Annotated in this window: 21 protein-coding genes; 15 read left to right on the forward strand and 6 right to left on the reverse strand. The window is 68.4% G+C overall.

Translation table 11 applies throughout. The features are described from left to right. Positions 1–9 precede the first annotated feature (9 nt). Positions 10–1,296, reverse strand: coding sequence for a DUF2793 domain-containing protein (locus ACSSV8_RS01360; RefSeq protein WP_454281255.1), 1,287 nt, complete (start codon positions 1,294–1,296; stop codon positions 10–12). Between the two features lie 88 nt (positions 1,297–1,384). Further along, positions 1,385–2,170 carry an alpha/beta hydrolase gene (locus tag ACSSV8_RS01365; RefSeq protein ID WP_454281256.1) on the reverse strand — a complete coding sequence of 262 codons (786 nt, stop codon included), beginning with the start codon at positions 2,168–2,170 and terminating at the stop codon, positions 1,385–1,387. 86 nt (positions 2,171–2,256) lie between these two features. Between ACSSV8_RS01365 and ACSSV8_RS01370 the strand changes: the two genes are divergently transcribed. Beyond that, the gene (locus ACSSV8_RS01370) at positions 2,257–3,729 is read left to right on the forward strand and encodes an NAD-dependent succinate-semialdehyde dehydrogenase (RefSeq protein ID WP_454281257.1); all 1,473 of its coding nucleotides are present in this window, start codon (positions 2,257–2,259) and stop codon (positions 3,727–3,729) included. A 111-nt stretch (positions 3,730–3,840) separates the two neighbouring features. Here the strand turns inward: ACSSV8_RS01370 and ACSSV8_RS01375 are convergent, their stop codons facing one another. Next, the gene (locus ACSSV8_RS01375; RefSeq protein ID WP_354538821.1) at positions 3,841–4,419 is read right to left on the reverse strand and encodes a DUF1285 domain-containing protein; all 579 of its coding nucleotides are present in this window, start codon (positions 4,417–4,419) and stop codon (positions 3,841–3,843) included. A gap of 69 nt (positions 4,420–4,488) precedes the next feature. Between ACSSV8_RS01375 and ACSSV8_RS01380 the strand changes: the two genes are divergently transcribed. From ACSSV8_RS01380 to ACSSV8_RS01395, 4 genes are read left to right on the forward strand one after another with little or no spacing between them, the layout of a single operon-like run. Further along, complete coding sequence (locus ACSSV8_RS01380) at positions 4,489–5,496, forward strand: AAA family ATPase (protein ID WP_454281258.1); 1,008 nt, start codon at positions 4,489–4,491, stop codon at positions 5,494–5,496. A gap of 1 nt (position 5,497) precedes the next feature. Further along, on the forward strand, positions 5,498–6,379 hold the full coding sequence (locus ACSSV8_RS01385; protein WP_354538819.1) for a DUF58 domain-containing protein: 882 nt from the start codon (positions 5,498–5,500) through the stop codon (positions 6,377–6,379). Next, on the forward strand, positions 6,376–9,126 hold the full coding sequence (locus tag ACSSV8_RS01390; RefSeq protein ID WP_454281259.1) for a DUF4159 domain-containing protein: 2,751 nt from the start codon (positions 6,376–6,378) through the stop codon (positions 9,124–9,126). The genes ACSSV8_RS01385 and ACSSV8_RS01390 overlap by 4 nt, the downstream gene beginning before the upstream one ends. Then, positions 9,123–11,174: a hypothetical protein gene (locus ACSSV8_RS01395; RefSeq protein ID WP_354538817.1), complete on the forward strand. Its 2,052-nt coding sequence runs from the start codon at positions 9,123–9,125 to the stop codon at positions 11,172–11,174. Before ACSSV8_RS01390 ends, ACSSV8_RS01395 begins: the two co-directional genes overlap by 4 nt. 9 nt (positions 11,175–11,183) lie before the next feature. Here ACSSV8_RS01395 and ACSSV8_RS01400 read toward each other — a convergent pair whose 3' ends face one another. Beyond that, positions 11,184–11,756 (reverse strand): histidine phosphatase family protein, encoded by a 573-nt coding sequence (locus ACSSV8_RS01400; protein ID WP_354538816.1) that lies wholly within the window; start codon positions 11,754–11,756, stop codon positions 11,184–11,186. Then, positions 11,753–12,274 (reverse strand): bifunctional adenosylcobinamide kinase/adenosylcobinamide-phosphate guanylyltransferase, encoded by a 522-nt coding sequence (gene cobU / locus ACSSV8_RS01405; protein ID WP_354538815.1) that lies wholly within the window; start codon positions 12,272–12,274, stop codon positions 11,753–11,755. Before cobU ends, ACSSV8_RS01400 begins: the two co-directional genes overlap by 4 nt. Before the next feature lie 97 nt (positions 12,275–12,371). Between cobU and ACSSV8_RS01410 the strand changes: the two genes are divergently transcribed. The 8 genes from ACSSV8_RS01410 to ACSSV8_RS01445 all read left to right on the forward strand — a co-directional run bounded on the left by ACSSV8_RS01410 (position 12,372) and on the right by ACSSV8_RS01445 (position 19,983). Next, a complete protein-coding gene (locus tag ACSSV8_RS01410; protein WP_454281260.1) occupies positions 12,372–13,250 on the forward strand; it encodes an RNA polymerase factor sigma-32 in 879 nt (292 codons plus the stop codon). Continuing rightward, the gene (locus ACSSV8_RS01415; protein WP_454281261.1) at positions 13,247–14,011 is read left to right on the forward strand and encodes a ChaN family lipoprotein; all 765 of its coding nucleotides are present in this window, start codon (positions 13,247–13,249) and stop codon (positions 14,009–14,011) included. Before ACSSV8_RS01410 ends, ACSSV8_RS01415 begins: the two co-directional genes overlap by 4 nt. A gap of 68 nt (positions 14,012–14,079) precedes the next feature. Then, entirely contained in the window at positions 14,080–15,273 is a 1,194-nt protein-coding gene (coaBC, locus tag ACSSV8_RS01420; RefSeq protein ID WP_354538813.1) for a bifunctional phosphopantothenoylcysteine decarboxylase/phosphopantothenate--cysteine ligase CoaBC, read from the forward strand. A 36-nt stretch (positions 15,274–15,309) separates the two neighbouring features. Continuing rightward, the gene (gene dut, locus ACSSV8_RS01425) at positions 15,310–15,765 is read left to right on the forward strand and encodes a dUTP diphosphatase (RefSeq protein WP_454281262.1); all 456 of its coding nucleotides are present in this window, start codon (positions 15,310–15,312) and stop codon (positions 15,763–15,765) included. Then, on the forward strand, positions 15,765–16,832 hold the full coding sequence (locus tag ACSSV8_RS01430; RefSeq protein WP_454281263.1) for a HesA/MoeB/ThiF family protein: 1,068 nt from the start codon (positions 15,765–15,767) through the stop codon (positions 16,830–16,832). Before dut ends, ACSSV8_RS01430 begins: the two co-directional genes overlap by 1 nt. After that, on the forward strand, positions 16,810–18,822 hold the full coding sequence (locus ACSSV8_RS01435) for a M3 family metallopeptidase (RefSeq protein WP_354538810.1): 2,013 nt from the start codon (positions 16,810–16,812) through the stop codon (positions 18,820–18,822). Before ACSSV8_RS01430 ends, ACSSV8_RS01435 begins: the two co-directional genes overlap by 23 nt. Before the next feature lie 206 nt (positions 18,823–19,028). Continuing rightward, entirely contained in the window at positions 19,029–19,688 is a 660-nt protein-coding gene (locus ACSSV8_RS01440) for a LysM domain-containing protein (RefSeq protein ID WP_354538809.1), read from the forward strand. A gap of 94 nt (positions 19,689–19,782) precedes the next feature. Continuing rightward, positions 19,783–19,983, forward strand: a complete 201-nt coding sequence (locus ACSSV8_RS01445; RefSeq protein WP_454281305.1) for a hypothetical protein — start codon at positions 19,783–19,785, stop codon at positions 19,981–19,983. 12 nt (positions 19,984–19,995) lie between these two features. Here ACSSV8_RS01445 and ACSSV8_RS01450 read toward each other — a convergent pair whose 3' ends face one another. Beyond that, on the reverse strand, positions 19,996–20,439 hold the full coding sequence (locus tag ACSSV8_RS01450; RefSeq protein WP_454281264.1) for an Lrp/AsnC family transcriptional regulator: 444 nt from the start codon (positions 20,437–20,439) through the stop codon (positions 19,996–19,998). Between the two features lie 81 nt (positions 20,440–20,520). On the opposite strand from ACSSV8_RS01450, the gene ACSSV8_RS01455 reads away from it, so the two are divergent. Together ACSSV8_RS01455 and ACSSV8_RS01460 are read left to right on the forward strand one after the other, a co-directional pair. Then, on the forward strand, positions 20,521–21,117 hold the full coding sequence (locus tag ACSSV8_RS01455) for a LysE family translocator (protein WP_454281265.1): 597 nt from the start codon (positions 20,521–20,523) through the stop codon (positions 21,115–21,117). Positions 21,118–21,179: 62 nt separating this feature from the next. Beyond that, positions 21,180–22,142 (forward strand): acetyl-CoA carboxylase carboxyltransferase subunit alpha, encoded by a 963-nt coding sequence (locus ACSSV8_RS01460; protein WP_354538805.1) that lies wholly within the window; start codon positions 21,180–21,182, stop codon positions 22,140–22,142. Positions 22,143–22,148 lie beyond the last annotated feature (6 nt).

The raw sequence follows: 22,148 nt of genomic DNA on the forward strand, positions 1-22,148 counted from the left end.
GCGCGGGCCTCAGGCCCAGCGCCCAACAGCCGTGACCACCACCTCGGGCGCACTGCCCTGCGCCTGCGCTGCCATGGCGCGCAGCGCGCCCGAGGTGGCATCGCCCGCCCGCGCCGTGACCCAGACCCCCGCCGCCGTTGTGACACTTGCCGTCAGGGTGGGGCGCGTGCCGGGGGCAAAGACGGCGGGATAGGTCCAGACCGTCTCGGCCCCGCCCGCAAAAAGCGCACCCGCCGCCACGTTCGGCGCGTCGAGCACAAGCACATGCTGACAGATCTGCGTGCCGTCCGGCGTGCGCACGACCTCGCCCGCAGGCCCGCTCACCCGGCTCACGTTGTGCCCGCCATGGAGCGCCTGCCACGCCCCCCAGACGCCCCCCGTTCGCAGCCGGAACGCCAGCACATCGCCGCCCGCGCCGAAAAACACCTGCGCCAGATCGCCCGCCCCCTGCCGAAGCACGAGACAGCCGCCCGTTCCCGCCCCGGCGGGGCGCGCGCCCTGCGTGGCCGCACTGACCGCGTAGCTGCCGGAGGGCTGCGCGGGATCGTCGAGATCGGCCAGCTCGGGGCCCGCCTGCGCCCCGTCCTGCCCCCAGCCGAACGCCCCCGTGCGCAAGAGCCGCCCCGGCGTGGCATCCGCCGCAGCCACCTGCACCGCCGCGCCGCTGGCCAGCCCGCTTGCCGCGTCAAGGCGCAGCGCCGTGTGCCAGCTTCCGCCATCGGCGCTCACCTTGATGGCGAAATCGTCATTGCCGCTCGTGCCCATCTCGGCGCGCCCGCCAAAGCCGGTCTGGAACAGCAGGCTTGCCGTCTCGCTCGCCGCCGCCTTGTTGATCTTGACCTGATGGCCCCCGCCCTCGTGGTTGAAGAGCGTCGCCGGGGCCGAGACCGCCAGCCGGTTCACGGAATCATGGCTCGCGTTGATCCCCACACCGTCGAGATTGTCGAGCACGGGCGGCGCGATCGCCACCCAGTCACCACCCGCGCGCCGGAAAAGACCCCCGTCGCTCTTGTCGAGGGCCAACCACCCCTCGTCCGGTGCCATGAAAAGCCACGCCTCGTTCATGAACCCCGCGAGCATTCCCGCCTGCCCGGCCCATGCCCCGGTGGGTGCCGCGCCCAGCGCCCAGATCCGCCCCTCTTCGGGCAGGGCGGGGGGCGTGGCGGCACCGATCCCCTCCACGGCCAGTTGCACGGCCATGTCGAGACGGCTCAGCGCCTCGTTATGGGTGACGTGCTTTTGTGCCTGCGAGGGCAGGATGAAGGGCAGCGCAAGGCGCGGGGACTGATCTTGCATCGGGGCACTCCGGGTTCAGGGCATGACTTGGACGCGCCCAAATTCCGGGCGAGGTCTTGCCAAATCCTGAACGCCCCGTGCGCGCCCCTCAGCCCAGAAGCCGCGCCACCATCGCGCTTGCCGGATCGGCCAGCGGCTCGATGACGTTGAAATGGTGCTCGCCGTGCACAATCTCGAGCGGCGCGCTCCATGCCTTGGCGAGCCAGCGCGCCTGATCGAGAAAGACCGGGCGTTCATCGCCGCCCACCCAGACCGTGACCGGCACGGCCATGGGCTGCATCAGCGCCGGGCTTTCCGCCTCGGCACCCGCCATATCAAGGCCGAAATCGGCGTTCATCGAGGTCTGCAACAGGGGCCGCAGGTCCGACACGGGCGAGATCGGCATGACATGCGAGAGGCGCGCCGCCACCCCCGATGGCAGCACTCCCGGCACCGCCATGCGCGCCACCAGATGACCGCCCGCCGAGTGACCGGCAAGGGCAACCGGCCCCGCCACGCGCCCCGCCGCCACCGTGACGGCCTGCGCGATCTGCCGGGTGATGTCGGCGATGCGCACCTCGGGGCAGAGATCGTAGGACGGCATCGCCACCGCCCAGCCCTTCGCCAGCGGCCCCGCCGCCAGATGCGACCAGAGCGAGCGGTCGAATTTCAGCCAATAACCGCCATGCACAAAGATGCACAGCCCCCGCGCCTCTCCCGCCGGATGGAAAAGGTCGAACACCTGCCGCGCGCCCTCGCCGTAGGGCAGGCCAAGCTCTGCCCGCGCGCCGATCCGCGCACGAAACGCCTCTGCCGCCACGCTCCAGCGCGCCGGATACTGCGCGCCGCCCGGGATATAGGGCACATTCGCGTAATCGTCGTCCAGTTCCGCCATTCGCTTCCCCTCCTCTGGGCCTAGACATTCCTACCGCAAGCTGGTCTGTCTCCGCGAGACCAAAAGACATGACGGAGGACGACGCCATGACCACGACCGATCTGAAATCCATGCTCAAGGATCCCAGCCTTCTGGCCGAACGTGCCTATGTCGGCGGGCAATGGGTCGATGGCGACAACGGCACCTTCGAGGTGACGAACCCCGCGCGCGGCGATGTCATCGCCCATGTGGCCGATCTCAGCCGCGCACAGGTGGCCCATGCCATCGCCACCGCCGAGGCCGCGCAGAAGGAATGGGCGCAATGGACCGGCAAGGAACGCGCCGCCGTATTGCGCAAATGGTTCGACCTTATGATGGAGAACCAGCACGATCTGGGCGTGATCCTGACCGCCGAACAGGGCAAGCCGCTGGCCGAGGCCAAGGGCGAGATTGCCTATGGTGCCTCGTTCGTCGAATTTTTCGCGGAAGAAGCCAAGCGCATCTATGGCGAAACCATCCCCGGCCACCAGCGCGACAAGCGCATCACCGTGATCAAGCAGCCCATCGGTGTCGCCGCCTCGATCACGCCGTGGAACTTTCCCAACGCCATGATCACGCGCAAGGCCGCGCCCGCGCTGGCCGCCGGCTGTGCCTTCATCGGGCGGCCCGCTTCGGAGACGCCGCTCTCGGCCACCGCCATGGGCGTTCTGGCCGAGCGCGCGGGGATCCCTGCGGGCGTGTTCAACATCGTGCCGTCGTCGCGCTCCTCCGAGGTGGGCCGCGAATTCTGCGAAAACCCCGGCGTGCGCAAGCTGACCTTCACCGGCTCCACCGAGGTGGGGCGCATCCTTCTGCGGCAGGCCGCCGACCAGGTGATGAAATGCTCGATGGAGTTGGGCGGCAACGCGCCCTTCATCGTGTTCGACGATGCTGATCTCGATGCCGCCGTCGAGGGCGCGATCCTGTGCAAGTTCCGCAACAACGGCCAGACCTGTGTGTGCGCCAACCGGATTTATGTGCAGGCGGGCGTTTACGACGCTTTTGCCGCCAAGCTGAAGGTGGCGGTGGAAAAGCTGCGCATGGGCGATGGGATGGACGAGGGCACGACGCTCGGGCCCCTTATCAATGCCGACGCCATCACCAAGGTGCAGGAACATGTCGCCGACGCCACCGCCAAGGGGGCCGTGGTGATGATGGGCGGCGGCACGCCGGTGCAGGGGCCGGGCCATTTCCTGCCGCCCACGATCCTGACCGGCGTCACGCAGGAGATGCTTGTCGCCACCGACGAGACCTTCGGCCCCCTCGCGCCGCTCTTCCGCTTCGAGACCGTCGATGACGTGATCGCCATGGCCAATGATACGATCTTCGGCCTTGCCTCCTATTTCTACGCAAGCGATCTGAGCCGCGTCTACAAGGTCGCCGAGGCGCTCGAATACGGGATCGTCGGCGTGAATACCGGCATCATCTCCACCGAGGTGGCGCCCTTTGGCGGGGTCAAGCAATCCGGCCTTGGCCGCGAGGGCAGCCATCACGGCATCGACGAGTTTCTCGAGATGAAATACATCTGCATGAGTGTGTGAGCCGCTCCGGCGACAACGCAACACCCTGTCACCCTCGGGCTTGCCCCGAGGGTATCCTGCCGCCAGAAGATCCCCGCCTGCGCGGGAATGACGACGCGCAGGCCTGACCTCTCAGGGCAAGTCCGCCTCCGGGATGACCCGGAAAAACGCGCCGCCCGACCAGAGGCCGAACCAGCCGTCGTGCCGCGCGCCGATCTCCACCAGCCGGTAAAAACTCTTGCGGTCGATCAGCGCCTCAAGGTTTGCGCGCACCAGCACATAGGGCGCGGGCTCTCCCGTCTCAGGGTCGCGCTCGACCCTGATCGGGTGTTCCGGCCCGGCGGTGACGTGATCGCCCACATTGGTCTCGAAAAGCAAGGCCCGATCGCGCCCCTCCCCCTCCGCCTCGAAATCGACGGCCACGAACGGCGCGTCATCGACGGTGATTCCGACCTTTTCCACCGGCGTGACCAGGAAATATTTCTCGCCATCCTTGCGCAGGATCGTGGAGAAAAGCCGCACCAGTTCGGGCCGCCCGATCGGCGTGCCGAGATAGAACCACGTGCCATCCCGCGCGATGCGCATGTCCAGATCGCCACAAAAGGGCGGATTCCACAGATGCACCGGCGGCAACCCGCGCCCCTTGGCGGCGGCGCGGGCGGTGGCGGCGATGCCTTCGGCTGACGGGGTTGTGACGGTCCTTGCGCTCATTGCTTTTGCCATTTCCATTTCGCACGATACATTCCACCATGAGGATATAGGTCTGACGGGAGTTTTGCCATGACCGAGGATACCGAACTTCTGGCCGGTCTGGAGGCGCTGGAAGAGAAACTGGCCCGCGCGCGGGCCTCGATCACGCGGCGTTTCATCGGGCAGGCGCAGGTCGTCGACCTGTCGCTCTCGGCGCTTTTGTGCGGCGGGCACGGCCTTTTGATCGGCCTGCCCGGTCTCGGCAAGACCCGTCTGGTGGAAACGCTCGGCACCGTCATGGGGCTGGCCACGAACCGGGTGCAATTCACCCCCGATCTCATGCCCGCCGACATTCTCGGCTCCGAGGTGCTCGAGACAGCCGCCGATGGCAGCCGCGCGTTCAAGTTCATAGACGGGCCGATCTTCTGCCAGCTTCTGATGGCCGACGAGATCAACCGCGCCAGCCCGCGCACGCAATCGGCGCTGTTGCAGGCGATGCAGGAACGCCGCGTCACCGTCGCGGGCGCGACGCGCCCGCTTGCGCCGCCCTTCCATGTCCTTGCCACCCAGAACCCGATCGAGCAGGAGGGCACCTATCCCCTGCCCGAGGCGCAGCTTGACCGCTTCCTTGTGCAGATCGACGTGCCATACCCTGATCGCGAGACCGAACGCGCGATCCTTCTGGCCACGACCGGCGCCGATGAGGACGAGGCGCATGAGGTGCTGACGCCCGAGGAACTGATGGCTGCGCAGCGGATGCTGCGGCGGATGCCCGTGGGTGAGAAAATCATGGAAATGATCCTCGATCTGGTGCGCAGCGGCCGCCCCGAGGACGCCAGCGCCTCGGACCTGGTGCGCGAGAGCGTGGCCTGGGGGCCGGGGCCGCGCGCGGCGCAGGCACTGATGCTGACGGTGCGGGCGCGGGCGATGTTGCAGGGCCGTCTTGCGCCCGATGCCAGCGACGTGGCCGCCATGGCGCAGCCGGTGCTCGGGCACCGCATGGCGCTCAACTTCGCGGCGCGCGCGCGGGGCGAGAGCCTGCCCGCGCTCATCGCGCGGCTGGTCGAAGAGACGACGCAGATGCAGGCCGCCGCCTGACATGGCAACCGCCACCCAACCCCTGCGCCCCCGCGCCGAGGCCGAGGCCGCCCGCCTGCCGCCGCTGCTGGCGCGGGCCGAGCGGCTGGCGCGCACCGTGCTCATGGGCGAGCACGGGCGCAGGCGCGCGGGCGCGGGCGACGATTTCTGGCAATACCGCCCGGTGCAGGCGGGCGACAGCCGCACCATGATCGACTGGCGGCGCTCGGCCCGCTCGGACGCGCAATTCGTGCGACAGCGCGAATGGCAGGTGGCGCAAAGCGTGATGCTCTGGGTCGATCCAGCCGCCTCGATGCGCTTTGCCTCGGACGCCGCCCTGCCCGAAAAGGCCGACCGTGCCCGCCTTCTGGCGCTGGCCGTCGCGCTGCTTCTGGATCGGGGCGGCGAGCGCGTGGGCCTGACCGGGGGTGCGCTGCCGCCCCGGCGGGGGGCGGCGCAGATCGCGCGGCTGGCCGAGGCGCTGACCCGGGACAGCGATGCGGAATATGCCGGCCCCGACATGAGCGGGCTGGTGCCCCATGGCCGCGCGCTGCTCATCTCCGATTTTCTCGGCGACCCGGAGCCGGTGCGCGCAGCACTCACGGCGGCGGCGGATCGCGGGGTGCGCGGAGTCATTTTTCAGGTGCTTGATCCTGCGGAAGAGGCCTTTCCCTATCGCGGGCGCACCATCTTCGAGAGCATGGGCGGCGGATTGCGGCATGAGACGCTCAAGGCCGCCGACCTGCGCCCGCGCTATCTCGAACGGCTCGCCGCGCGCAAGGACGACCTTGCCCGCCTCGCCGCTGCGACCGGCTGGACCCATGGCTGCCATCACACCGATACCAGTGCGCAATCGGCCCTTCTCTGGCTCTACCGCGCCATGTCCGAGGGAGGCCGCGCATGACCCTTGGTGCCATCGGCTTTGCAACACCCTGGCTGCTGTGGGCGCTCCTGGCGCTGCCGGTGCTGTGGATCATCCTGCGCGCCGTGCCCCCCGCCCCGGTGCGGCGGCGCTTTCCGGGTGTGGCGCTGCTTCTGGGACTGCGCGACGAGGACAGTGTCAGCGACCGCACACCCTGGTGGCTGCTCCTCTTGCGGATGCTGGCGGTGGCGGCGGCCATCATCGGGCTGGCCGGACCGGTGCTCAATCCCCGCGACGCGGGCGAGGCGGCGGCGCGCGGCCCGCTCCTGATCGTGGTCGAGGATAGCTGGGCGGCGGCCCGCGACTGGCAGGCGCAGCGCGGGGTGATCGACGCGCTTCTGGCCGAGGCCGCGCGCGACGGACGCGTGGCCGCCCTTCTGCGGCTGAGCGCGCCCGAAGCGCCGGCGTTTCAGGCGGCGCAAGTGATCCGCACGCGCTTGCCGGGCCTAGCCCCCGAGCCTTGGACCGCCCGGCCCGACACCTATACCGGGGCGGTGGCGATGCTTCCCGAGGGTGGTTTCGAAACCCGCTGGTTTTCCGACGGTCTCGCCCGCGAGGCGCGCGCGCCGCTGCTGGCCGCGCTCGAGGCGCGCGGCCCCGTCACCGTGCACGAGAGCGCGCGCCCTCTCATGGTCCTTGCCCCGCCCGTGCTGCGTGACGGCGTGGTCGAGATGACCGCTCATCGCGCCCGACCGGGCGCGCCGCGCGAGATATCCGTCACCGCCCATGGCCGCGACCCTTCGGGCGCGGAGCGGGTGCTCGCCTCGCTGCCCCTGACCTTTGCCGAGGGCGCGCCCGAGGCCACGGGCGGGCTGTCGCTGCCGCCGGAGCTGCGCGCGCGCGTCACCCGGTTCGAGATCGCGGGCGCGCGCCATGCCGGGGCCGTGAGCCTGACCGATGACGGGCTCAAACGCCGCGAGGTGGCGCTGATCGCGGGGCGCGAGGACCGCGAGGGGCTGGAGCTTCTGTCGCCGCTCCATTACCTGCGTCAGGCGCTTGTGCCGACGGCCGACCTGCTCGATGGCGCGCTCCTCGACATCCTGCCCGCCAATCCCGACGCCATAGTGCTGGCCGATGTGGCGACGCTCTCGGAGGCCGAAGAGGCCGCGCTTCTCGACTGGGTCGAGGGCGGGGGCGTGCTGTTGCGCTTTGCCGGACCGCGCCTTGCCGCGAGCGACGTATCGCGCAGCACCGAGCATCCGCTGATGCCGGTGCGGCTACGCGCGGGCGGGCGCACCGTGGGCGGCGCGATGAGCTGGGGCGAGCCCAAATCGCTTGCCCCCTTCCCCGAGGGCAGCCCGTTCCAGGGCCTTGCCATTCCCGCCGATGTGGCCGTGAACGCGCAGGTCATGGCGCAACCCGATCCCACCCTTGCCGAGCGCGTGATCGCGCAACTGAGCGACGGCACGCCGCTGGTGACGCGCAAGCGCATCGGGAGCGGTCAGGTCGTGCTTTTCCACGTCACCGCCAATGCCGAATGGTCGTCGCTGCCGCTCTCGGGTCTTTTCGTGCAGATGCTGGAGCGGCTGGCGATTTCGTCGGTGAGTGCGCCGCCCGATGGCTCTGAGCTGGCAGGCACCACATGGCAGCCGGTGCATGTGCTCGACGGGTTCGGGCGCATGACCGAGGCGGGCACGCGCGCGGGCGTGCCGGGCGAGCGGCTGCTGGACGCGGCGCTTGGGCCCGACCTCTTGCCGGGGCTTTACGACGGGCCGGAACGGCGCGTGGCGCGCAACGTGATCACGCCCGAGACCATGATCGCCCCCGCCACCTGGCCCGCGCGCATCCCCGTCGAGGGGCTGGAGCGCGCGCCGGAACTGCCGCTTGGCGGCTGGCTTCTGGCAACGGCGCTCGTGCTCATGACGGTGGACATCCTCGCCGCTCTGGCGCTCTCGGGCAGGCTCTGGCGCTCGGGTGCCACCGCGCTCATCGCGCTTGCCCTCGCGCTGCCGCAGCACGCCCGCGCGCAGGATGACGCCCGCGCCATGGAGGCCACCGCCGAGGTTGTCCTCGCCCATGTCCTGACCGGGGATCGCGCGGTGGACGACACCGCCCGCGCCGGGCTCCGCGGCCTCGGGCGGGTGCTCAGCTTCCGCACCTCGGTGGAACCGGCAGACCCGCTTGGCGTTGATCTCGAGCGCGACGAACTGGCCTTTTTCCCAATGCTCTACTGGCCCGTGACCGCGAATCAGCCGCTGCCATCGGCCGAGGCCTATGCGCGGCTCAACGCCTATCTGCGCTCAGGCGGCATGATCCTCTTTGACACGCGCGACGCCGATATTGCCGGTTTCGGTGCCGCCTCGCCCAGTGGTGCGCGGCTCCAACGGCTGGCCGCGCCGCTCGACATTCCGCCGCTGGAGCCGGTGCCCGAGGATCACGTCCTCACCCGCACCTTTTATCTGCTGGCCGATTTCCCGGGCCGCCACATGGGCCGCGCCGTCTGGGTCGAGGCCGCCCCCCCCGATGCCGAGCGCATCGAGGGGATGCCGTTTCGCAACCTCAATGACGGGGTGACACCGGTGGTGATCGGCGGCAATGACTGGGCCGCCGCATGGGCCGTGAACGAGCAGGGCGATCCGCTCTTTCCGGTCGGGCGCGGCTATGCGGGGGAGCGGCAGCGCGAACTGGCCTATCGCTTCGGCGTCAATCTGGTGATGCATGTGCTGACCGGCAATTACAAATCCGATCAGGTCCATGTGCCCGCACTTCTGGAAAGGCTGGGGCAATGACCGGCACCATCGTCTTTGACCCGCTTCTGCCGCTCTGGCTGATTGGCGCGCTCGGCGCGGTGGCGGTGGCCGGTCTGGGGCTGGCGATGTGGCGCGGGCTGGCGGGCTGGGCGCTGCGGGCATTGGCGGCAGTGGTGATCATCGGCGCGCTGGCCGGTCCCGCCTACCGGCAGGAGGAGCGCACGCCGCTTTCGGATATCGTCCTGCTGGTCGAGGATGAGAGCGCGAGCCAGCACCTCGCCGCCCGCGCCGGGGACACGGAGGCCGCCGCCGAGGCGCTCGCCGCGCGCCTCGCTGCGCGCGAGAATACCGAAGTGCGTCGCGTCACCGTGGGCGACGCGCCCGAAAACGGCGGCTCGCGCGTCATGGGCGCCCTGGCGGAGGCCATGGCCGAACTGCCGCGCGGGCGCATCGCGGGCGCGATCCTGCTCTCGGACGGGCAGGTCCACGATATCGAGGCCGCCCCCGAGATGCCCGCGCCGCTGCACCTTCTGCACACCGGCCGTGCGGGCGACTGGGATCGCCGCTTGCGCATCGACAACGCTCCTGCCTTCGCCATCCTCGGCGAGGAGGTGCAGCTGACCCTCACGATCACCGATGACGGGGCCGCGCCCGAGGGGGTGAGTTCGGTGCCGCTCGACATCGCCGTTGACGGGGCCGAACCTATGCGCTTCGAGGTGCCGCTCGGGCAGGAGATGACGCTGCCGCTCACCCTGCCGCGCGGCGGGCGCAATGTGCTGCAGTTCTCGACCCCCGTGGCGGAGGGCGAGTTGACAGACCGCAACAATACCGCGCTGGTGCAGATCAACGGCGTGCGCGACCGGCTGCGCGTGCTGCTTGTGTCGGGACAGCCCCATGCGGGCACGCGGACCTGGCGCAACCTGCTGAAATCCGACAGTTCCGTGGACCTGGTGCATTTCACCATCCTGCGCCCGCCCGAGAAGCAGGACGGCGTGCCGGTGCGGGAATTATCGCTCATCGCCTTTCCCACGCGGGAATTGTTTCTCGACAAGGTGGACGAGTTCGATCTGATCATCTTCGACCGCTACCGCCGCCGGGGCATCCTGCCGACGGTCTATCTCGAGAATGTGCGCCAATATGTAGAAGGGGGCGGCGCGGTGCTTCTCGCGGCCGGTCCGGACTTCGCCGGGGCGGAAAGCATCTATCGCGGCCCCTTCGAGGCAATGGTCCCCGGCCGCCCCACCGCGCGCGTGGTCGAGGAGGGTTTTCGCCCGCGCGTCACCGATCTGGGGCGGCGGCACCCGGTCACGGCGGGGCTGCAAGAGGCGTTCGGCGGCGAATGGGGCCGCTGGCTGCGCCAGATCGAGGTGGAGGCCGCCGAGAGCGGCGATGTTGTCATGTCGGGCGCGGGCGAGCGCCCGCTTCTGCTGCTCGACCGGGTGGGCGAGGGGCGCGTGGCGCTGCTCACCTCCGATCAAGCCTGGCTCTGGGGACGCGGCTATGAGGGGGGCGGGCCGCAGCTCGAATTGCTGCGCCGTCTCGCCCACTGGATGATGAAGGAGCCCGAACTGGAGGAAGAGGCGCTCTGGGCCGAGGCCAGCGGCCAGCAGATGCGCATCATCCGCCGATCGCTCTCGGGGGATGTGCCCGAGGTGACGATCACCACCCCCTCGGGCGCGGTCGAGACGCGCGCCCTTGACGAGGTGGAGCCGGGACGTTTCGAGACCGTTTATGAAGGGGCAGAGATCGGGCTTTACCGGCTGGAGAACGGCGACCAGAAGGCGGTGATCGGCCTTGGCCCCGCCGCCCCGGTGGAGTTCGAGCGCACGCTGGCGACCGACCGGGTCCTTGCCCCGGTGATCGAGGCCACCAATGGCGGCGCGCTGGCGCTCGAAGGCGGGCTTCCCGCCATCCGCGACGTGCGCGCGGGCCGCCCCGCCGCCGGACGCGGCTGGATCGGCCTTACCCCGCGCGGGGCCTTTGAGACCGCGAGCGTGCGGCAGATGGCGCTCCTGCCGCCATGGCTCGTGCTCCTGCTGGCGGCGGGTTTCCTCATCGGCGGCTGGCTGCGCGAGGGGCGGCGCTGACGCGGTCTCTCATGGACGATGATTGACCGCCACGGCGCGCCAACCGTCATCCGTCCAATGCAATTCCGTCACCGACAGGTTGTCGATGACCTGCCCTAGCGCCTTGTAGGCGGTCACGCGCCGCGCCGCCTGCACCTGTGTCAGGATCGTGCCCATGTGGGCCACCGCCACGATATCGCGCCCCGGATGCGCCGCCCGGAGGCGCGTCACCGTCTGTCCGACACGCACCGAGAGGTCATCCCAGCTCTCGCCCCCCGGCGCGCGCAAGGCACCGGGCCGCTCCCAGAAGGCACGCAGCGCGGCAGGGTCGGCCACGCTGTCAAAGCCCTGCATCTCCCACGCGCCGAAATGGATTTCGCGCAGATCCGGCTCGTCGGGCAGGCGCGGACGCGGCCCGGCGATGGCCTCTGCGGTGGCGCGTGCGCGACTGAGGTCCGAGGAGACGACAAGCGCCCCCTCCGGCAGATGCGCCGAGAGGCGCGCCAACCGCGGCGTATCGCTCAGATCGGCGGGGATGTCGGTCCAGCCGACCATGGCGCGGGCATGGGTCGGGCCGTGACGGACCCAGAAAAAGCGGCTCATGGCAGCGTGCCCTTGAGCACCATGGGCAGCCCCGCGATCACGTTGACAACCAGCCCCGCTTTCGCCGCAAGGCATTGATTGAGCGCGCCCTGGGCAGTCTGAAACCGGCGGGCAAGGGCGTTGTCGGGCACGACCGACAGCCCCACCTCGTTCGAGACCACCACCACCGGTGCGCGACAGGCGTCGAGCGCGGCAAAAAACGCTGCCTCGGCCCGTGGCAGATCGCTTTCGGCCAGCAGATGATTGGAAAGCCACATCGTCGCGCAATCCATCAACACCGCTTCACTTGCCGTCATCGCGGCAAGCACCGGGGCCGGATCGCGCGGGGCCTCGATGGTCCGCCACACCGCCGCGCGCCGCGCGCGGTGCCGCACCAGCTTGGCGCGCATCTCGTCGTCAAATGCCTCGGCCGTCGCCAGATAGACCGGCGCGCGCCCCGAGCGCAGCACAAGCCCCTCGGCAAAGACCGACTTCCCCGAGGCAGCCCCGCCCAGAACCAGCGAGAGGCGCGGTAACATGACTTGGAAACTCCTGAATTTTGATCCGGTGTGATCGCCCCTGCGTAGCAAAGTGTGCGAGGCTCAGAAAGAGCGCATCCGCAGACAGGGGGAAATCATGCCGCTCGATGCACCGCAGACAAGTTCGATGTCCCGCAACGCGATGAAGGCGGAGATGCTGGACGCCGAAACCGAACTCGCGCTTGCCTATGCCTGGCGCGACCACCGCGACGAGGCGGCGCTGCATCGGCTGATCACGGCCTATATGCGGCTGGCCATTTCCATGGCCTCGAAATTCCGCCGCTACGGCGCGCCGATGAACGACCTTATCCAGGAGGCGGGGCTGGGCCTGATGAAGGCAGCCGACAAGTTTGACCCGGATCGCGGCGTGCGGTTCTCCACCTATGCGGTCTGGTGGATCAAGGCCAGCATCCAGGATTACGTGATGCGCAACTGGTCGATGGTGCGCACCGGCTCCACCTCCTCGCAGAAATCGCTCTTTTTCAACATGAAGCGCGTGCAGGCAAAGATCGAGCGCGAGGCCATGGCCAATGGCGAGACGCTTGACGGCTACCAACTGCGCGAGATGATCGCGCATGAGGTCGGCGTGCCGCTTCGGGACGTGGAGATGATGGAGGGGCGGCTTTCGGGTGGAGATTTCTCGCTCAACGCCACCCAATCGACCGAGGATGACGGGCGCGAATGGATCGACACGATCGAGGACGAGGGCGAGCGTGGCGACGAGATTGTCGAGCGCGACCACGATCACCGCGCGCTGAGCGACTGGCTGGGTGCGGCGCTGACCCATCTGACCGAGCGCGAACGCTTCATCGTGCGCGAGCGCAAGCTGATCGAGGTGCCGCGCACACTCGAAAGTCTGGGCGAGGAATTGAACCTCAGCAAGGAACGCGTGCGCCAGATCGAGGCGGCGGCCTTCCAGAAGATGCGACGCTATCTTGAAAAACACGCGGGCGAGGTGCAAAGCCTGCTGGCATGAGCCTGCGCCTTGCCCTTGCCTTTTGCCTGATCGCGCTGCCCGCGACTGCGCAGGATATCGTCATACTGGGCGAAGTGCATGACAACCCGGCGCACCACGCCGAACAGGCGGCGCGGGTGGCGGCACTGAACCCGCGCGCACTGGTCTTCGAGATGCTGACGCCCGATCAGGCGGCGCGCGTGACCCCCGACCTCATTGCCGATCCCGAGGCCATGGCCGAGGCGCTCGGCTGGGCTGAAAGTGGCTGGCCCGATTTCGCCATGTATCACCCGATCTTCGCCGCCGCCCCCGAGGCCGCCATTCACGGCGCGCTCGTGACGCGCGAGGCCGCGCGCGCGGTGCTCAGGGACGGGCCCGTCGCGGCCTTCGGCGAAGATGCGGCCGCCTATGGGCTGACAGAACCGCCGTCCCCCGAGGAACAGGCCACCCGCGAGGCGCTGCAACTGGCCGCCCATTGTGATGCGCTGCCGGTGGAGATGCTGTCCGGCATGGTCGCGGTGCAGCGCCTGCGCGATGCAACCCTCGCGCGCGCGGTGGTGCGGGCCATGGCCGGGACCGGCGGCCCGGTGGCCGTCATCACCGGCAATGGCCACGCGCGCCGTGACTGGGGCGTGCCCTCATACCTTGCCCGCGTGGCCCCGGATCTGGAGGTGTTCGTGCTGGGCCAGACCGAGGACGGTGCGCCGCTTCAGGGCGGCTTTGACGAGGTGCTCTCGGCCCCGGCGGTCGCGCGCCCCGACCCCTGCGCCGCCTTTCGCTGAGCCGGGTGCGGCCCTTGCGCCGACCCCGCGCACGCCCTAGGCTCGCCGCGCATATGTTGGAGAGGCCCATGCCCGGCGCGTCACGCATCCTTCTGATCATCGGCGGCGGCATCGCGGCCTTCAAGACGCTCGACCTGATCCGGCGGTTGCGCGAACGCGGCCACAGCGTCACGCCCGTGCTGACCCGCGCAGGCGCGGAGTTTGTCACGCCCCTGTCGGTCTCGGCGCTGGCGGGGCGCAAGGTCTTCTCGGATCTGTTCGACCTGACCGACGAGGCCGAGATGGGCCATATCGAACTGAGCCGCTCTGCCGATCTCATTGTCGTGGCCCCGGCAACCGCCGATCTGATGGCGAAAATGGCGCATGGCCATGCCGATGATCTGGCCTCGACGCTTCTTCTGGCCACCGATACGCCCGTATTGCTTGCGCCCGCGATGAACGTGCGCATGTGGCAGCACCCGGCAACGCAGCGCAATCTTGCCACGCTCCATGCCGACGGCATCGGATGTGTCGGCCCGAATGAGGGCGACATGGCCTGCGGCGAGCATGGCCCCGGCCGCATGGCCGAGGTGCCCGAGATCCTGGCCGCCATCGCGGCGCGGCTGACGGATGGCCCACTTGCGGGGCGGCGCGTGCTGGTCACGTCAGGGCCGACGCATGAGCCCATAGACCCCGTGCGCTATATCGCCAACCGCTCTTCCGGGGCGCAGGGCACGGCGATTGCCCGGGCATTGGCGACGTTGGGCGCAGAGGTGGTTTTTGTCACCGGCCCCGCCTCGGTGCCGCCCCCGGACGGCGTCGAGGTGATCCGCGTCGAGACCGCGCAAGAGATGCACGACGCGGCACTGGCCGCCCTGCCCGTGGATGCCGCCATTTTCGCCGCCGCCGTGGCCGATTGGCGGATGGCAAACGCAAGCGACCGCAAGATGAAAAAGACCGCAGGCGGGCTGCCGGTGCTGGAATTTGCCGAGAACCCGGACATTCTGGCGACGGTGAGCCGGATGGCCGCAGGGCGACCGCCACTGGTGGTGGGCTTTGCCGCCGAGACGCATGACGTGATCGAGAACGCCACCGCCAAGCGCGCGCGGAAAGGCTGCGACTGGATCGTGGCAAACGATGTGAGCCACGCCACGGGCATCATGGGCGGGACGGAAAATGCGGTGACACTCATCACCGGGGACGGCGCGGAAAGCTGGCCGCGCATGGGCAAGGCCGAGGTGGCGGCGCGTCTCGCTGAACGGATCGCGCGGGCCGTGGCCTGAGAATTCGAGTATTTGCAGAACGATGAAAGGAAAGCGATGCTGAGCATCGAACTGGCATGGGAGGACGGCGCGGACCGCGCACTTGGCCTGCCCGCCTATGCGACGCCGGGCGCGGCGGGGGCCGATCTGCGCGCGAATTTCCCGGATCGCGGCGTGGTGATGCTGGAGCCGGGGGCGCGGGCGCTGGTGCCGACGGGACTTCGCATCGCCGTTCCCGCAGGCTACGAGGTGCAGCTGCGCCCGCGTTCGGGGCTGGCGCTCCAACACGGGATCACCCTGCCCAACAGCCCCGGCACCATCGACAGCGATTATCGCGGCCCCCTCGGCGTGATCGTGATGAACGCAGGCCACGAACCGTTCGAGATCGAGCATGGCGCGCGCATCGCGCAAATGGTGGTGGCCCCGGTGGTGCAGGCGCGGTTTGTTGCAGTCACCACGCTGGACGAAACCGCGCGCGGCGCGGGCGGCTTTGGCTCAACGGGATTGCGCTGATGCTGCTTGTCGGGGTCATGGCCGCCGTGCTCTGGGGCATCGGGGCCGTCATGGGCACGCCGCGTCGGCTTCGCTGGGGGATGATCGTGGCGCTGTGGTGCGGGGTGGTGCTGGCCCATGTGATCCTGCCCGAGGGCCACCCGATCCGCATGGCCACCGGCGAGAGCCTCGCGCTCTGGCTGCTTCTCGGGGGGGCGGCGGCGCTGGTTCTGGGCTATCGCGCGGGGTTGGTCGCCTTGCGCAGGCGCGCGACCGCGGCACCCGCGGGTCCGGTCAAGACGCCGCTCTTCACCGAGACCGAGCTTGACCGCTATGCCCGCCACATCGTGTTGCGCGAGATCGGCGGGCCGGGGCAGAAGGCGCTGAAACAGGCGCGGGTGCTGGTGATCGGCGCGGGCGGCCTCGGCTCTCCGGTGCTGTTGTATCTGGCGGCGGCGGGGGTGGGAACGATCGGCGTGATCGACGATGACGCGGTGGATAATTCCAACCTGCAACGGCAGGTTATCCACAGAGATGAGGATATCGGTTGTCCAAAGGTGGAATCGGCCCTGCGAGCGATGCTGGCGCAGAATCCCAATGTCATCGTGCGCCCCTATGCGCGCAGGCTCTCTCCCGAGATCGCCACCGACCTGTTTGCCGAGTATGATCTGATCGTGGATGGCACCGATAATTTCGCCACGCGCTATCTGGCCAATTCCACCGCAGCTTCGCAAGGCAAGCCTTTGATTTCCGGCGCATTGTCGCAATGGGAGGGGCAGGTGAGCGTGTTTGATCCCGCGCGCGGCGCGCCCTGTTATCAATGCATCTTTCCCGAGGCCCCGGCACCGGGGCTTGCGCCCTCCTGCGCCGAGGCGGGGGTTTTGGGCCCCCTGCCCGGCGTGGTCGGTGCGATGATGGCGGCCGAGGCGATCAAGCTCATCACCGGGGCGGGGCACTGCTTGCGCGGGGAGATGCTGATCTACGACGCGCTTTATGGCGAGAGCCGCAAGATTTCGCTCAGCCGCCGCCCCGATTGCCCGATCTGTGGCGACAAAGGAGAGACAGATGACCAACCCGTTGCTGGCTGAGTGGCAGACGCCCTTTGCCCTTGCCCCCTTCGACACCATTTCGGACGAGGATTTCGCACCTGCTTTCGACGCCGCGATGAACGCGGCGCGGAGGGAGGTCGAGGCGATTGCCGAGAGCCCCGATGCACCCACCTTCGCCAACACGATCGAGGCGCTGGAGTCCTCGGGGGACGCGCTCGACAAGGTGCTGTCGGTGTTCTTCACCGTGGCGGGGGCGGACAGCAACCCGCGGCGGCAGGCGTTGCAGCGCGATTTCGGGCCGAGACTGGCCGCCTATTCCTCGGAATTATACGGAAACAAACAGCTCTTTGCGCGGGTCGAGGCGGTCTGGCAGGCGCGGCAAACGCTCGACCTGACGGCGGAAGAGCAGCGCCTCTTGATGCTCACCCATCGCGGATTTCGTCGCGCGGGGGCCGCACTGACCGGCGCCGAAGAGGCGCGGATGCGCGCGATCATGGCACGGCTGGCGGAACTGGGCACGGCCTTCACGCAGAACCTGCTGGCCGATGAGTCGGGCTGGCAGATGGAACTGGGCGAGGGCGATCTGGAGGGGTTGCCGGGGTTCGTGATCAGCGCGGCCCGCGCGGCGGGACAGGAGAAAGGGGCGGATGGCCCGGTCATCACGCTCTCGCGCTCGATCATCGTGCCGTTTTTGCAATTCTCTGCGCGCCGCGACCTGCGCCGCCGCGCGTATCAAGCCTGGGTCGCGCGCGGGGCCATGGGCAGCGAGACCGACAACCGCGCGATAGCCGAGGAAATCCTGGCGCTGCGGGCCGAGCGCGCGGCGCTGTTGGGTTATGACAGTTTCGCCGACTACAAGCTGGAAACCGAGATGGCCAGGACACCGCAGGCCGTGCGCGATCTGCTGATGGCGGTGTGGGAGCCTGCGCGCGCGCAAGCCGAGCGCGATGCCGTCACGCTGACCGCGATGATGCGCGAAGACGGGATCAACGGCGAATTGGAGCCGTGGGACTGGCGCTATTACGCCGAAAAGCGGCGGCAAGCGGAGCATGATCTGGACGAGGCGGCGGTCAAGCCCTATCTCTCGCTCGATGCCATGATCGGCGCGGCATTTGATTGCGCGCATCGCCTGTTCGGGCTGGACTTCGCGCCCCTTGACGTGCCCCTCTACCATCCCGATTGCCGCGCCTGGGAGGTCACGCGCGCGGGGCGGCACGTTGCCGTCTTTATCGGCGATTATTTCGCGCGCGGCTCCAAACGCTCGGGCGCGTGGTGTTCTGCGATGCGCGGGCAGGCGAAGCGACCGCAGGCGCAGGCCCCGGTGGTCATCAACGTGTGCAATTTCGCCAAGGGTGATCCGGCGCTGCTCAGCTATGACGATGCGCGCACGCTGTTTCACGAGTTCGGCCATGCGCTGCATCAGATGCTGTCGGATGTGACCTACGAAGCGCTGTCGGGCACCAATGTGGCGCGCGATTTCGTGGAACTGCCCAGCCAGCTCTACGAGCATTGGCTTGAGGTGCCCGAGGTGCTTGGCCGCCACGCCCGCCATGTGGAGACCGGCGCGCCGATGCCGCCCGACCTTCTGGACAAGGTGCTGGGGGCCGCCAATTTCGACATGGGCTTTCAGACGGTGGAATACGTGGCCTCCGCCTTGGTCGATCTGGCCTTTCACGAGGGTGCCGCCCCGGCGGACGTGATGGCGCGCGAGGCGGAGGTGCTGCGCGAGATCGGGATGCCGCCCGCGATCACCATGCGCCACGCCACCCCGCATTTCGCCCATGTGTTCGCCGGTGACGGCTATTCCTCGGGCTATTACAGCTACATGTGGTCCGAAGTGATGGATGCCGACGCCTTTGCCAGCTTTGGGGAAGCGGGCGGGGCGTTTGATCCTGACCGGGCCCGGGCGCTTGAGCGTCATATCCTGTCACGTGGCGGCACCGAGGAGGCCGCGACGCTCTACGAGGCGTTTCGCGGACGGATGCCGGGTGTGGCGGCCCTGCTCAAGGGGCGGGGCCTGGCGGCCTGAGCGCAAGAGTATTGCGTTTTTCGCGGTTCTGACGAAGGCGATTGTTGACCGATTCGCGCAAAACGGTCTATATCTTGCCAACGTTGACAAAGCGGCCACGATTTTCTGTGGCAACCCATAGATGAAGGGGGATTGACGGCGCGCGCATCTGCATATGCGCAGCGCTGGGGTGCCACCGGATATGGGCGGGTGGATGGAGGTGTGCGATGGTGCGGATGGTTCTGATCGTGGCGGCGTTTCTGGCGGTGACGATTGCCATCGTGCTGGTGCAGCCGGGAACGTCGAGACGCGCGGCCACAGCAGATGCCGCGCCGGACGTGGTCACGCGCGGCGAGGTCACGGACCTGTCTGCGGTCAGCGCGCCTGACATGCGCCTTGACCGCGCCGCGCAAACCGATCCCTTGCAGGACGCCACGCGCCTGCTGACGGCCCCGCCGCCCGAGGCCAGGACCAAGGCACCTCCTGTTGCGCCCGAACAGGTTGCCCGCCCCGCCCCCACGTCCCGGCCCGCAGAGATCGGGTTTGAGGCGATGGTGCTCGACGCGCTCGCGCAGGGGCAGTCCGAGCAATATATCGACGCGCTGGTGAACGACGCCGCAGTCAAGGGCCGGGTCGAGGTGCCCACCTCGTTTCTGACCGCCGATGGCCGCGTCGATACGGCAACCATCCTCAGTGTGTTGTCGGCCCCCGCACGCCCGCGCATCCCGGAGACCTACACGGTCGCCATGGGCGACAGCATCGCGGCGCTTTCCTACCGGTTTTACGGCACGCTGGACCGGCAGGCCGATATTCTCGCGATCAACCCCGGGCTGGAGCGTCCTGGCGCACTGGCACTGGGCACCGTCATTACCCTGCCGCGCCCCTGAGGCGTGGCAGCATACAGGCACGAGGGCAGACGGAAACGAGGGGCCGAACCAACGGCCCCCGTTTTCGTTTCAGGGAGGGCAGGCCGTGAAGGTCATGAAATCGGTCAACAGCGCGGATGCGCGGTTTTGCGTGGACCTTTTCCAGCGCGCCGACGGCACATGGGGGTTCGAGCAGTATCGCCGCGATGTAGAGGACGGTCGTTGGTTTCCCGTGGGCCATTTCAGCAGCTTGGTTTTCTCCGATGCGGAAACGGCCTGGGCGCGCGCCGTGGCCGAGGTTGACTGGTTGGTTTGAGACGCACCCCAATCAGGCGCGCGCATCCTTGGGCGAGCCCATCACCACGTAAGACGTGATCGCGTTGACCTGCGGCAGCGTGCCCAGAACATCGGTGTGAAACCGCTTGTAGGCGGGCAGGTCGGCCACCTCGACACGCAACAGATACTCCACCGCGCCGGTGATGTTGTGACATTCCACCACCTCGGGCGCGCGGGTCATGGCGCGCTCGAACGCCTCCTGCGCGGCCTTGGTGTGGGCGTTCAGGCCGACCGTGACATAGGCCACAAACCCCACGCCAAGCGCCGCCCGATCAAGCACCGCGCGATAGCCCGCGATCACGCCGCGTCGTTCCAGATCCTGCACCCGGCGCAGACAGGCCGAGGGCGAGAGGCCCACGCGCTCGGCCAGGTCAAGGTTGCTGATCCGGCCATTGCGGCTCAATTCCTGCAATATACGGTCGCTTATAGCATCCATGATCATTATATATTGCAAAATATCTGCATTTAAACAATAAAAAGCAATTCAAATGCGCCCGGTTCCGCATAGTGTTGCGCCATGACACTCGATATCCTCTCCGCGCTTGTCGCCTTCGCCTTTGTCACGGTCATCACGCCGGGGCCGAACAACCTGATGCTGATGGCTTCGGGGACGAATTTCGGCTTTGTGCGCACCATCCCGCATATGCTGGGGGTGGGCCTCGGCTTTCCCATGATGCTCGTCTGCGTGGGGCTTGGCGTGATGCAGCTTTTCGACCTCTGGCCGCCCGCCTATGTTCTGCTCAAGCTCCTGTCGGTCGCCTATCTGCTTTGGCTGGCGTGGAAAATTGCCAATGCCGCCCCGCCGGGCGATGCCAGGACCGAGGGTCGCCCGCTGACCTTCCTTCAGGCCACGGCGTTTCAATGGGTCAATCCCAAGGCATGGAGCATGGCGCTCTCGGCGGTGACGCTCTATGCAACGGGGCGGGATCTTGCGGCGGTGCTGCTGGTGGCCGGGGTCTATGTGGCCTGCGGCACGATCAGCACCACCACCTGGACCATGCTGGGCCAGCAGATCCGCCGCGTGCTGCGCAGCCCCGGACGCCTGCGTGCCTTCAACCGGGTGATGGCGCTGCTTCTGGTGGCGACGCTGGTGCCCGTGCTCTGGCCGGTTTGAGCGATTGCAAATCCCGTCGCCTGCGGCCATATAGCGGGGCGTCCAGACCGGAGGGCCGCGCCATGACCCATTACCTCGATTTCGAGAAACCGCTTGCCGAGATCGAAGGCAAGGCCGAGGAATTGCGCGCGATTGCCCGCACCAACAGCGAGACCGATGTCGAGGACGAGGCGCGCGCGCTCGATGCCAAGGCGGCCACGCTCCTGCGCGATCTCTACAAATCCCTGACGCCCTGGCGCAAATGCCAGGTGGCGCGCCACCCGGACCGCCCCCATTGCCGCGATTACATCAAGGCGCTCTTTACCGACTACACGCCGCTGGCCGGCGACCGCGCCTTTGGCGAGGATGAGGCGGTGATGGGCGGGCTTGCGCGGTTGCGCGACCGGCCCGTGATGGTGATCGGCCATGAAAAGGGCCACGATACCAAATCGCGCCTGACGCATAATTTCGGCATGGCCCGTCCCGAAGGCTATCGCAAGGCGGTGCGCCTGATGCAGATGGCCGACCGCTTCGGTCTGCCGGTGGTGACGCTGGTGGACACGCCCGGCGCCTATCCCGGCAAGGGCGCCGAGGAGCGCGGGCAATCAGAGGCCATCGCGCGCGCCACCGAGACCTGCCTTTCCATCGGTGTGCCGCTGGTATCGGTGATCATCGGCGAGGGTGGATCGGGGGGGGCTGTGGCCTTTGCCAGCGCCAATCGCGTGGCGATGCTCGAACATTCGGTCTATTCGGTGATCTCGCCCGAGGGCTGCGCCTCGATCCTCTGGAAAGACGCCGAGAAGATGCGCGAGGCCGCCGAGGCGCTGCGCCTCACGGCGCAGGATCTCATCAAGCTGGGCGTCGCCGACCGCGTCATCGACGAGCCTCTGGGCGGCGCGCACCGCGACCGCGCCGCCACCATTGCCGCCGTGGGCAAGGCCATATCGGCCATGCTGAGCGAGTTGTCGGCCAAGGATCGCGCCGCCCTCATCCGGGACCGGCGCGAGAAATTCCTCGGGCTCGGGGCCAAGGGGCTGGCGGCCTGACAGAGA

It is taken from the genome of Roseovarius sp. MBR-79, assembly GCF_053628555.1.